The 12,259-nt window shown below is 45.2% G+C and carries 12 protein-coding genes; 4 read left to right on the plus strand and 8 right to left on the minus strand.

Annotation, left to right across the window (positions count from 1 at the left end; all coding sequences use genetic code 11):
* Window positions 1-18: 18 nt before the first annotated feature.
* Both B9G69_RS04545 and B9G69_RS04550 read left to right on the plus strand, forming a co-directional pair.
* The gene (locus B9G69_RS04545; protein WP_088616712.1) at window positions 19-1,323 is read left to right on the plus strand and encodes a hypothetical protein; all 1,305 of its coding nucleotides are present in this window, start codon (window positions 19-21) and stop codon (window positions 1,321-1,323) included.
* Window positions 1,324-1,435: 112 nt separating this feature from the next.
* Window positions 1,436-2,041 (plus strand): type 1 glutamine amidotransferase domain-containing protein, encoded by a 606-nt coding sequence (locus B9G69_RS04550; RefSeq protein ID WP_088616711.1) that lies wholly within the window; start codon window positions 1,436-1,438, stop codon window positions 2,039-2,041.
* 87 nt (window positions 2,042-2,128) lie between these two features.
* Here the strand turns inward: B9G69_RS04550 and B9G69_RS04555 are convergent, their stop codons facing one another.
* From B9G69_RS04555 to B9G69_RS04575, 5 genes are all read right to left on the minus strand, one after another.
* Window positions 2,129-3,214 (minus strand): DUF748 domain-containing protein, encoded by a 1,086-nt coding sequence (locus B9G69_RS04555; RefSeq protein ID WP_088616710.1) that lies wholly within the window; start codon window positions 3,212-3,214, stop codon window positions 2,129-2,131.
* Window positions 3,186-4,058 (minus strand): YihY/virulence factor BrkB family protein, encoded by an 873-nt coding sequence (locus tag B9G69_RS04560; protein WP_141096971.1) that lies wholly within the window; start codon window positions 4,056-4,058, stop codon window positions 3,186-3,188. Before B9G69_RS04560 ends, B9G69_RS04555 begins: the two co-directional genes overlap by 29 nt.
* Before the next feature lie 265 nt (window positions 4,059-4,323).
* Window positions 4,324-6,678, minus strand: a complete 2,355-nt coding sequence (locus B9G69_RS04565) for a helix-hairpin-helix domain-containing protein (protein WP_088616708.1) — start codon at window positions 6,676-6,678, stop codon at window positions 4,324-4,326.
* Window positions 6,679-6,716: 38 nt separating this feature from the next.
* Window positions 6,717-6,935 (minus strand): translation initiation factor IF-1, encoded by a 219-nt coding sequence (gene infA / locus B9G69_RS04570; protein ID WP_088616707.1) that lies wholly within the window; start codon window positions 6,933-6,935, stop codon window positions 6,717-6,719.
* Window positions 6,936-7,075: 140 nt separating this feature from the next.
* Window positions 7,076-7,624, minus strand: a complete 549-nt coding sequence (locus tag B9G69_RS04575) for a hypothetical protein (protein ID WP_088616706.1) — start codon at window positions 7,622-7,624, stop codon at window positions 7,076-7,078.
* A 127-nt stretch (window positions 7,625-7,751) separates the two neighbouring features.
* Here B9G69_RS04575 and lpxD point away from each other — a divergent pair, with 127 nt between their 5' ends.
* Together lpxD and B9G69_RS04585 are read left to right on the plus strand one after the other, a co-directional pair.
* Complete coding sequence (gene lpxD / locus B9G69_RS04580) at window positions 7,752-8,798, plus strand: UDP-3-O-(3-hydroxymyristoyl)glucosamine N-acyltransferase (RefSeq protein ID WP_088616705.1); 1,047 nt, start codon at window positions 7,752-7,754, stop codon at window positions 8,796-8,798.
* 10 nt (window positions 8,799-8,808) lie between these two features.
* A complete protein-coding gene (locus tag B9G69_RS04585; RefSeq protein WP_088616704.1) occupies window positions 8,809-9,174 on the plus strand; it encodes a hypothetical protein in 366 nt (121 codons plus the stop codon).
* Here B9G69_RS04585 and B9G69_RS04590 read toward each other — a convergent pair.
* The 3 genes from B9G69_RS04590 to B9G69_RS04600 form a co-directional block, all read right to left on the minus strand.
* Complete coding sequence (locus B9G69_RS04590) at window positions 9,171-11,246, minus strand: response regulator (RefSeq protein ID WP_265437980.1); 2,076 nt, start codon at window positions 11,244-11,246, stop codon at window positions 9,171-9,173. The two genes, B9G69_RS04585 and B9G69_RS04590, sit on opposite strands and share 4 nt — an antisense overlap.
* An 82-nt stretch (window positions 11,247-11,328) precedes the next feature.
* Entirely contained in the window at window positions 11,329-11,616 is a 288-nt protein-coding gene (locus tag B9G69_RS04595; protein WP_265437981.1) for a PAS domain S-box protein, read from the minus strand.
* Window positions 11,617-11,853: 237 nt separating this feature from the next.
* Window positions 11,854-12,243, minus strand: a complete 390-nt coding sequence (locus B9G69_RS04600) for a hypothetical protein (protein WP_088616702.1) — start codon at window positions 12,241-12,243, stop codon at window positions 11,854-11,856.
* Window positions 12,244-12,259 lie beyond the last annotated feature (16 nt).

Here is a 12,259-nt window from a genome sequence, read left to right on the forward strand (position 1 = left end):
AAGAGAGAAGGACACCCTATGAAGAAATTAATCCTAGCTAGCGCTCTTCTGATCATTACGGCTGGTTGCCAGCAAGGTAGCAAATCGGATTCAGCGACAAGTAAAGACATCACTCCGCAGTTGCAAAATCAAGATGTTGCAGCTCAGGAAAATAACGCAACGGAGTCATCAGATACACTGATCGACTCGACATCACGCCAGGATGCGATGAAGGACCTTCAAACAAAGGTTTTCAAAGTAGCACTGCGCATGGACATGGATATCGCTGCCAACACAGATACAGCGGCGGACTTTGTTCTACTTAAAGAATTTTTCACTAAAAAAGGCCCTAAGGACCTGACTGTTAGAAAAGCTCTTAACTCGGGTGAGGTGAAAGCTGCTATCGAACTCAAAGACCTGCAAGGTGCCCTGACTGATAAGCAAATGCAATCGACAGCCATCCTTAAGTCCTTCAAAAAAATCGCCGCTATCTATGGGTATGATTCTGCGAAACAAGATGCGATCGCAGAAGCCCTGCAAAAACGAGATTTGATGCTAAATCCCGGTGAAAGTGAACTGGCAACAGTGAAGGCTTTTGCTGCAAACGTAAACGGTAAAGCAAATGCTTTGATCGGAGATTTTCACTCTGGTAACAACGAGAAGCTTTGCGGTTCCTTGGCGATCTTTGTTAATAACTACAAAGCATTCTTAAGCGAAAAACAAAGAATCAGTCTTCCAGCATTAATTGCTACGCAAGTTGCGGCGACAGCTGAAATTGAAAAAGTCATCGAAACTTGCAAAGAAAATGTTCCTGCCGTTCGTAAGGCTCTGGGCCAGCAATTGCCAGCCCTTATTGCCCAAAACGATGCGGTTCAAGGCCTGATCAAGCTTTACATCGACCCAACCATTCGCGACAACTCCCCTCTTGCATTGGATATTGCTAGCAGATGGAAGTTAGACGAAACGACGGAAGTACTGGCGGCTCGCTCATTGCCAAGCATCGGCGAAATCCAAGTGGATAGCATCGTTTGTCAAATCGGTGGCAAGATCATGGGCGCGAGCGTAAAGTCCTTCGAAAACGATGTAACAATCGGTACAGTTGACTTCGAACAACAAGGTGAAACTCCACTGACGATTCGCAAAGAAAAAGGTCAGAGAGGTGTAACTATCTCTTACGCGTCTTCCCAAGTTTCCATCCTAGATGCGGGCTCCACGACAGTCGTAAATGCCGGCGAAGGCTTTGCGGCCGCAGTTCGCAATATGATCCCAGGTGACACTCAAGTTTTGACTATGACTTTGGGTTCCCAACAAGCACCCGTCTTTGTAAATTGCCGCGCAAAATAATAAGCACTCCGACGTTGTTGGAGTAGACCTGTTATTCGACACGATTCCTGTCTGTAAATTGCATCCTCCTTGGTCAGGCCTAATCATTAAGGCTCATTCAAGGAGGAAGATTATGAGTAAAGAGCTAGAAGGCAAGAACGTTGCAATCCTCGCAGCTGACGGCTTTGAACAATCTGAATTATTACTACCTAAAAAAGCCCTCGAAGAAGCCGGCGCCAAAGTCGAAATTGTTTCCATTAATTCCGGAGATATCAAAGGCTGGGAAAAAGGCAATTGGGCAAAACCCCTTAAGGTTGACGTTGCGATCAATGTCGCAAGTTCCGACGACTATGATGCTCTGATGCTTCCAGGTGGCGTTATAAACCCCGACAAGCTCCGTGACGAAGAAGGCGTTGTTCAATTTGTTCAAGGCTTTGTGGACCAAGGCAAACCCATTGCAGCTATCTGCCACGGCCCTCAAACGTTGATTGAAACAGGCGTTCTGCGTGGCAAACGCGTGACAAGTTATTCATCTATACGCACAGACATCATCAATGCTGGCGGAGAATGGGAAGATAACGAAGTCGTGGTCGATAACGGACTGGTTACCAGCCGTAAGCCCGCAGACATCCCGGCATTCAGCCGAGAAATGATTAAAGAGTTCGCAAAAGGTCCCCAAGATACTTCTGTCCTGGGTCTCGGCGAACAACGTCGCGAACATCCCAAACACGCCCACTAAAAGGTACGGACACACTTTGTCCACTAGGGGGAAATAAAAAAGGCGGAATCTCTCCGCCTTTTTTATTAAAGAACTCCGCTTTCTTGACTACTTCTTTTTCGGAACGTCTTTAATAGAAATAGTATTATCCAAAGTCTTTTTCAAAGCTTCGACAAATCCATTTCTTAAAGATCCCCAGAAGGCATCCCAGGAATTAATATCCGGTCCCTTCATCGCGCCCTCAAATTCCACAGTGGTGGCTACTGTTTTGTTGTCAGAATTTCTAAGGATCAAATTGCTCAGAGCCAACCCTGTCTCAAAAAAGAATCTTTTTGGTGAGTCATATTTCTCGTTAGGATCAATGACATCCAAATTTTCAAAGAAAGGCTTCACGTAACCTTTGATACGATTATCGCGGGTACTAACTTCACCAACAAGACTGAATGAACCCGACGTAAAAGTAAAGGGCCCATAACCTTTGAAAAAATCATTAAGCTTAGTGACATCTAATTTTTCGATAGAAAATTTAGATTCCACCGCCGGAGCTTTCGACAACAAATTCAACTTTGCACCCGCTGTCACCGTTCCACTTTTTTGCAAGCGAGCTGAGGCCTCCATCGTGCTCGGCAACAGTTCCTTCTTATTGTCCGTGTTTTTAATATTAGTAGCTGACAGCATAATGCGATCAACCACCACGTCCACAGGGACCTTAAAGTCATTGTTGTATAAATGAACTTCACTGTTCACTAGTCTGAAAGACTCAAGTTCTATGGGAATTAGTTTGCCAACAACAGTTTTCCAATCCTCTCCGGTGCCCATGTCTTTCTTTTTCTTATCTTCACTGTCGACCAGATCAAGCTTCATGCCATCAACATTCAAATCCCCCAAAAGCTTGCCGGCGAAAATTCCACGCCATGCCAAGGAAAGATCGATTTCTTTGACGGAGACCAATGCCTGTTTCGGGCTTTTCTTTTTTTCCCAAATTTTCAAATCTTGAATTTGATAAGCGCCACGATATAAAGCCAAATCGAAATCTTCGATGTGACCTTTATAGTTCTCCATCTTATTGCCCATGTACCAGTTAATTCCGTACTTGATTCCATATGGCAGGGCCAGGCGAACTGCGATAAGAACGATCAATACAATCCATACTGCTTTATGAACTCTACCGAACGCCCTGAAGACCTTCTTCATGTCTTTCCTCCTTATTAATTTCATTAGCTACTTCCGCACTGAGAAAAATCACGGCGGAGGAATAATAAACCCATAACAATAAAACGATGAACGAGCCGGCCGCCCCGTACAAAGACGCAACCGCACTTTGCCCCATATAAAGTCCGATCAGACCTTTTCCAACTGAAAACATAAAGGCTGTGATGAAACCCGAGGTGATCGCAACCTTTAAGCGAACTTGGACTTGAGGAAGAAAATAATAAATTGCACTGAACAGCAAACCAAAGATCAGCAGCGAAACCACAAAGTTTAAAATTTGGCCAATAACCGCATCTGTCCCGGTTAGGTAAAGAGATAGTACTGATGATACAACCAACGAAATAATAGAGATAAAAACAAATGTCAGAACCATTCCCATGTTGAACAGTTTGGTTTTCATGAAGGTTCCAACCGATTGCAGAAAAGTTTCTTCTTCCAATTTTTTATAATCTATTTTCACTTCAAAAATTTTATTCAAAGACATCCGAAGTTCGCCGAAAATGGCTCCGGCCGAAAACAGCAAAGTGATAATACCCAGAATCCCCGCTAAATCTCGGACATCAGGTTGAGACTCCACATTCTTTGCAATCTCTTCTAAAATCTGCGATGAGGAGGTTCCAAATAATAAGTTTATCTGGGTTAAAATCTCCTCTCGGAAGCTTTGATTCATGATCGCCACGAACGTCAAAAGCAGAACCAAAAGTGGCGCCAAGGACAAGGCCGTATAAAAAGACAGGGAAGCCGACATCTCAAAGATGTCATCTCGGCTTAGTTTGTTGATAAAATCTTTTCCAGTGATTTTTTTTAGGGGTCTCAACAGCTTCATCGGAAAAAGATAACATGATTTAGCTACAGAAACTTGGGCCCAGGGCCCGACTTTGACAATTAACAATGACAAGTCTTTGCACGAAAGACTCCAAAAAAAAAGCCGGGTCACCCCCGGCCTTTCTTAGCTTAAATGCGCTTCATTAACTGACGTTAACTACTTACGGATTTTCGCTCTGTACATACGCTTTTTAGTCAAAATGCGTTTTTTTCTGTGACGGATACCTTTTCTAGATTTGCCTTTTGCTGCCATGTTAGCCCCTTTGTTATTTTTTTGTCGGAGTGTTCATCAAAGCCGCGAACGGATTGTTGAACGGGTTGCCTGGTTTCGCCGGAGTGCTGTTCATTGGACGAGAAACACCCTGACCTACTTGTGATTTACCAGAACCTTTTGTCGCCGAAGCGCCACGTTGTTGTGGAGGTCTTTCACCACGAGAAGCCGAAGAAGCTTCGACAGCATCGTCCATTTTCATCGTTAATGAAATCTGGTTCTTCACAGTGTCCACTTTCAAAACTTTCACAGAAACATGGTCACCTGGATTTACCACTTTACGAGGGTCATCCACGAACTTGTGAGAAAGTGCGGAAATATGAACCAAACCATCTTGGTGAACACCGATATCTACGAAGGCACCGAAATTCGTGACGTTCGTTACGATACCTGGGCAGATCATGCCCTCTTTAAGGTCTTTCACTTCCATGATGTCATCGCGGTATTGGAAAACTTTGAACGGATCACGAGGGTCACGTCCTGGTTTTTCAAGCTCTTTCACGATGTCGTCAAAAGTGAACTCACCCACGAGCTGAGCCCATTTAGTTCTTTGTGCGACAAGCTTCTTGGCACCTTCACCAATAACTTCAGACAAAGAAACACCAAGGTCTTTCGCCATATCAGTCACAGCTTGATAACGCTCAGGATGGATACCCGTAGAATCCAAAACTTGCTTACCACCTGGAATACGCAAGAAACCAGCTGCCTGCTCGTAAACTTTTGCCGAGAACTTAGGAACTTTCAAAAGTTCTGAACGGTCTGAGAACAAAGATTTTTTACGAGCTTCAACGATACCTTTCGCCAATGCAGGACCGATACCCGCCACGTGAGAAAGTAACGCTGCAGAAGCTGTATTGACATCAACCCCTACGTTATTCACGCAAGACTCAACCACCGCTTCCAAAGATTTTTTCAATTGAGATTGGTTCACGTCATGTTGGTACTGACCAACACCGATAGATTTAGGATCGACCTTCACAAGTTCCGCCAATGGATCTTGCAAACGACGCGCTATAGAGATCGCACCTTTTACCGTTAAATCTAGATCTGGGAACTCTTCACGAGCGATGTCGGAAGCCGAGTACACAGAGGCACCAGATTCAGAAACCATCACCACAGGAATGTTTTTACCAAGATCTTTCAAGATTTTGCGCAAGAAAGATTCCGTCTCACGACCCGCAGTACCGTTACCAACCGCGATCGCTTCGATTTGAACTTGCTTCATCACCTCTGAGAACAAAGTTTTAGCTTTGCGTTCAGCATCGTCGCCCAAAGTGTAAAGAACTGTGTGAGAGATGAAAGCGCCTGATTTATCAATCAACGCCACTTTACAACCTGTACGCAAACCAGGGTCGACACCCAATACGCATTTTGAACCGTATGGAGAAGCCAACAATAGTTTACGAACGTTTTCAGCAAATACTGTGATCGCGTCTTGATCCGCTTTTTCTTTCAACAGACGGTGAACTTCATTCACCACCGAAGGAAGAACGTAAACGTTCAATGCCAAACGAGCCGACTGCTTCAAGTACTCACCAATCGCGTTGTCAGGTGTTGAAGTCGCGAAGTTTTCGTAGGACTTCAAGATCGCTTCGTCATCACCTTTAACGTCAAGAGTAAGCTCTTCTTCCTGCCAACCACGTCTCATCGCCAGGTAGCGGTGATTGTTTTTAGCATCCATCAAAGGTTTAACGGGCTCTTCAAACTCTTTGTACATTTCGTATTTAGAGTTCGCTTTGTAGCCTTTAGCCGCTTTAGAAATAATGCGACCGTTTTCATGGTAGTTTTTAGCAACCATTGCACGAAGTTCAGCATCATTGGCGATTTTATCGACGATGATATCTTGTGCGCCCTTAAGCGCTTCTTCGTAAGTCACGATTTTGGCAGTTGGGTTTAAGAAAGCTTTCGCTTTCATTTCCATAGTCTCGGAGTCTTTCAACTTGCCGTGACCCATGTCCCAAATCCAATTCGCCAAAGGTTCCAAACCAGCTTCGCGAGCGATCGTAGCTTTGGTTTTCTTTTTCTTTTTGAATGGTTTGTAGATTTCTTCCAACTCGCCCAAGTCCCAGGAAAGCTCGATACGCTTTTGGACTTCGGCCGTGAGATTGTTCTGCTCCCCGATCTCTTTGATCAAGAAAGCTTTACGCTTCACGATTTCGTTGTAAGTTTCGTGACCTTCGATAACGTTGCGAATTTGAACTTCGTCCAAATTGCCCGTTTTCTCTTTACGGTAACGTGCGATGAATGGAACCGTAGCCCCTTCCGCTGCAAGTTCGATAACAGCTTGTGCTGAACTTGCTGGAACTGTTGGGACAATACGAGCCAAATAACTCTGAAGAGCCTGATCCATAGAACCTCTAGATTTATTGGAGTTTTAGAAGATAAATCTTATTTGTGACGGAACATGATCAGACCATGAGTAGGATCGTAAGGAGAAACCCCTACGCTCACACGGTCACCCACAACCACACGAATATTAAAACGTCTCATCTTACCGCAAAGCTTTGCGTTGATGATCGCCTTGTTTTCGAGTTCGATCTTATAAAGACCCCCAGCTAGGGCGTCGATCACTTTTCCGTCAATTTGTACTAAATCGTCTTTTGCCATGTAGGTAAATTTCTAGGTCAGATTGCGGGGCCTTGCAATAGAATTCTGCCCGAGATGGCATTTACAAGGCTGGTCAAAAACGTCGAAATGCGAGGCGAAAAGACCCAATGAATTCAGTTGGGCCCATTTCACCACCCGCTTTAAGATAATTTGCGGTTGCTGATTAGCATGCGCTTTCCATCTGCAAATAGGACCTCAAGGCGGTCATATTCGTTAGAAAGGATGTATCCCCAACCAAAGATTTTGTGTTCAACAGGTGTCTTAGCTTCATATTGATTCCCAATATTGTAAGACGGAGCTTTTGTACCTTTGTACTTTTCGTGAAGCTCATGCCATTTAACTTGATCTTCCGACAAACCGGTCTTGTCGATCTTAACTTTCTTTTCTTTTTTCGGAGCCTCTACAGCTGCTTCAACCGGAGCTGCGGCCTTTGCAGGCTTTTTCTCTGGCTTTTCAGCGGCCGCTTTTGCTGCTTTTGCAGGAGCAGGCGCCGCAGTCGGTGCTGCCTTGGCAGTTTTCGCTGCTGGCTTTACGGGTTTAGCTGGTGCCGATTTCGCGGCTGGTTTAGCCGCAGGTTTTGCGGCCTTAGGAGCAGCCTTAGCTGCCTTAGCGGCAGGTTTCGCTGCAGGCTTAGCAGTTTTCTTTGCTTTTGCCGCAGGTGCTTCCTTTTTTGCTGCCTTTTTAGCCATCTCAATTCCTCTCTAAATTTAAAGGTGAGAAATGATCGAAACGTGTTTATGTATATGAGACTTATACTATCACCCAGTGACTTGACATCAAAAAAATACTGGGAAAATGTTAGCGCGAGGCATCACTATGATTACAGCAGACGTTATTTATACTCTTCAATCACCCGACGTAACCTATTCATCTGGTTCCAAAGAATCCATCGCTAAAAAAGTTCTTCCTCCAGATTTGGCCGACTCCGAAAGTTTGGTCTTTGTATCCAAACCGGATCAGTTGGAAAAAGCTTTGAAAGCAAGCTCTCCCATCATCGTTGCGCATAAAGCCCTGACCTTGCCGACGGATTCTAAATCGACATTCTTTATTACCCACAGTGTTCAACTTGCGATGGCCACCATACTGCCCCTATTCGATGGCAAGATGAATCGCTTTAATCAAGAGACTAAAATCCATCCACAAGCTTTCATCCACCCGACTGCGCACCTAGGACAAAATGTTTCCGTAGGTCCCTTTGCAGTGATTGGTGAACACGCCCGTATTGGTGACGGCGCCACCATCGGAGCCCAGGTCACAGTCGAGGCCTATGCGCAAGTCGGCGCATTAACAATCTTGCACCCCCAGGTTTTCATCGGGGCATACTGCGAAATTGGAGCGCATTGCGAATTCCACCCGCATACAACCATTGGCGCGGACGGTTTTTCCTTTGCCGCAACAAAAGATGGCACCCATAAGAAGATTCCACAGATTGGCAAAGTCGTAATTGAAGATTATGTTGAGCTCGGTGCAAATTGCGCAATTGATCGCGCTGCTTTGACTGAAACACGCGTAGGTCGTGGGACAAAGATGGATAATTTCTGTCACATCGCTCACAACGTCGTAATTGGTCAAAACAACGTGATGGCAGCCGGCTTTAAAGTCGCTGGCTCCAGCAAAATTGGCAGCAACTGTATGTTCGGGGGAGATGCCGCTGTTTCAGATCATATTACGATCTGTGACAAAGTTATCATCGCCGGTCGCTCTGGTATCACATCAGATATCACGCAACCGGGAGCCTACGGTGGTTATCCGATTGAGCCACTTCGCGATTCACTAAAAACACTGGCGAATCTGTCGCAACTGACTCGCATTAGAAAAGAACTTGCTCGCGTGGTAAAACACTTGGGCCTTAATGAGGAATAGAGGATCACATATGACTTACGAATTTTACAAAATCATTCACATGCTGGGCTTGATTACTTTGTTCTTTGGCTTTGGCGGCTTACTGGTAACTGCTTATGCCGGAGTTACCTTGACGGCAAAGGCTCGCATGATGGGCTTTGCCACTCATGGCTTGGGCTTGATGCTTTTGCTTTTGGGCGGCATGGGCATGCTTGGGAAAATGGGCTTGATGAAACAACTTCCAGGTTGGGCTTTAGCTAAACTTGGCATCTGGGTTCTAATGGGCGCAGCGATTTCCATCGTTAAGCGCAAAGGCCACATCGGCTGGCCTATCGCGATCCTGCTTTTCGGTTTGGGCACAACAGCCGCAATCCTAGCTATCACAAAACCATTCTAAAATTCTTGGTTTAACACTTCTTGCAAAGCCTCTCGCTTAAGAGGCTTTTGCAAGTATCCATCGAACCCAGCCTCTAGGCATTTTTCTCGGTCCCCCTTCATCGCATGGGCGGTTAGCGCAATTACAGGTGCCACATAACCTCGGGATCGAAGCTCTTGTAAAGTCTGAAAGCCATCCATCTTAGGCATCTGAATATCCATTAAAATCAGACGATAAGTTGTCGAGGACGTTTTCCTTAAAGCCTCCTCACCATTTTCAGCCATTTCAATATCACTCGTTGCGATGCCGGCCTTTTGCAAATATCGTTTGAACAACTCGCGGTTATCGGAGGCATCATCAACCACTAGTATTTTTCCTCCCCGAGCCGCTGGCAGGCAGTCCTCTGCATGGTGAGCCCCTGGCTTGTGCGTATCGCCTGCTCCGGCATGAAAGACCGCATGAGCCATAACCGTAACGGTGAACTCACTGCCTTTTCCAGGAACACTGTTAAAAGTGATGTCTCCACCCAACAAGCGCGCAAGCTTTCGTGACAGGAAAAGTCCCAATCCTGTCCCCCCAAATCGACGTGTCATCGAACTATCGGCCTGGGAAAATGGTTGAAACAGATGGCCCCGCTGTTCCTTAGTAATTCCAATGCCGGTATCTTTAACGCTAAATTGCAAAATGAATCTCCCGGGTGGACCATTGGGAATCGCATCCGCCCTCAACTCAACATATCCCTGTTCGGTGAACTTTATAGCGTTGCCCACCATGTTGATTAAAATCTGACGAATGCGACTGGGATCTGAAATCAATACGTCCCGCACATTTCCCATTTTTAAGCGCAGATCGATACCCTTTTCCTCCGCTTGACCACGCAATAAATGAGTCACGTCCTCTAAAAGCTCCCGCGCTCCAAAGGGGATGTTTTCAATTTCAATTTTTTCAGATTCGATTTTTGAAATATCTAAGATTTCATTTACTATTTTTAGGAGCTGATGCCCATTGCGAAGAATGGTATCCACGGAATGCTTTTGTTCAGTCGTCAAATGCCCATCGTCTTTCAAAATGTCGGCAAAACCCAACATCGCTCCCAAGGGAGTGCGAATTTCGTGACTGACGTTTGCCAGGAAATCAGACTTCGCACGACTGGCATCTTGAGCGCGGTCATACAGCCGCGAATTTTCGATCAAAACGGCCAAGCGTGAACAAATTTCTTCCGCCAGGGTTTGATCTCTTTCGCCGTACCGTCTTTTTGAAACGGAAGATACAAAGCTTACGATGCCCAGTGGCTTGCGGTTTCTTGCCATCAAGGGAACAACCATGAAGGACTTCGACAGAACCTCGCCTCCCTTGATATCGATTTCGACGTTGTAGTGCTTTCCGATATGCTCACCGATTGTATCTAAACCGTTGACGATAATAGTTTTTCCAGAGCGAATATGCACCGGGCCTCCAAATTCGGAATCCCATTTTGGTAAATTTTCTGCCCGCCAACGCCTTACTAACTCTTCTTCATCTTTATTAACTCCACGAACTTCGACAGTTAAATAATCCATACCCTCTTCATCGATTGTTTCTATCGTACAAATATCTGCCAACATCGGAATGACTTTAGAGCTAAAAGTACGCAACATATCCTTCAGTTCGATGGATTGAGACAGCTCAAAAGTTAATTCAGAAACAAACTTCTCCTGTTGAACTCGCGCTTCAGCAGCTTCTTTTTCAGCCTGAGCGCGAACTAAATCTTCCCGTTGACGCTCCAGTTGAACACGCTCCGTAATATCTTGTGTGACTCCCAATAAATATTGAGCGCGCCCCGCTTTATCCCGAATCGGAATTTTAATCGTGTGAATAAGTCGAATCCCATTTCTGGTGGGAAGCTCGTCTTCAGTTATTGCGTGAGGTATTTCACCATTCAAAACTTGGCGATCAATCCCTCGAAAATGCTCTGCCAAGTCTTTCGAAAAAAAGTCATAGTCCGTCTTACCAATAAATTCTTCTCTGGAAATGCCTAGCAATTTTTCCCCGGCCCGATTCAACCGCACGAATGCCAAGTTTTCAGCATCTTTGACGAAAACCATGGAAGGCATATTCTCAATGATTCCCAGCAAGAAAGCTTCGGACTCCGCCAACTGCTGAGTGCGGGCTTCTACCCTGCTTTCTAAATTGTTATTAATGGCTTCCAGCTCTGAAGTACTCTTTTTCGAATGAAATCGAGGTGCCCGGATGAGCGAGCAGCTTTTTTTGAAATTCTAAACTTTCTTGCACAAGCTCAGGCGGAGTTAAAACTTTCCAGTTCAACTTTCGCTGCTCCAGGTCTTGCCGCGAGTAACCGATCATCTCTAAGAAGCAATCGTTCGCATCCAAAATCTCGCCATGATCATTGGTGGAAAGAATTCCGATAATCTTAGAATTAAATATGGTGAGATAGCGCCTTTGCAGCTCCCGATTATCGTCCATAGGGTGATGTTACCCAGTCCTACAGGAGGGGTCTTCCAATCGCTCTTTCTCGTGTGAAGAATCAGGGTGCGGACAACTAAGATCTTCGGGGACGAAACAGGGCTTTGATCATTCTTTCGATCTAATAATCAAACTCAACACCAACTTATTTTACTTCAGTACTTACTTCCAGGAGGAAGGGTCCCCTTCGAGTACCATCACTTTTTGCTAAAAGAAAGCGCCCCGTGGGCGCTTGTCTTACTTCATGATTTTGCAGATTGAAGCAAAGTCTCCGTTGGTAGTCGATGCCTTTTCAACCGACTTCACAGTCTTTTCGACTGACGTTTCTTCGTCGTCGACTTTCAAATTTTGCAAGACGATCACTGACCCATCCACCGGAGTTTTTTTGGTTTCCTCGATCAAAACTTGCAATTGAATTTGTGAACCATCTAATTCAAAACGCTCTTGAAAGAACTGACCGATATGGTCATCGATAGAGATACTCATGAAATAACCCGTCACATAGTGAGCGCCACCACCATTACCCGTGATTTGGCAATCATAGGTACGGTACTCTTTAACATCTTTCACCGCGCCCAAAGCCATCGCAGGAAGAACCAGAGCCAGTGTCACCATAAGTAGTTTCATAAAATCTCCTTTGAAA

Source organism: Bdellovibrio sp. SKB1291214, assembly GCF_002209355.2.
GTDB lineage: Bacteria > Bdellovibrionota > Bdellovibrionia > Bdellovibrionales > Bdellovibrionaceae > Bdellovibrio.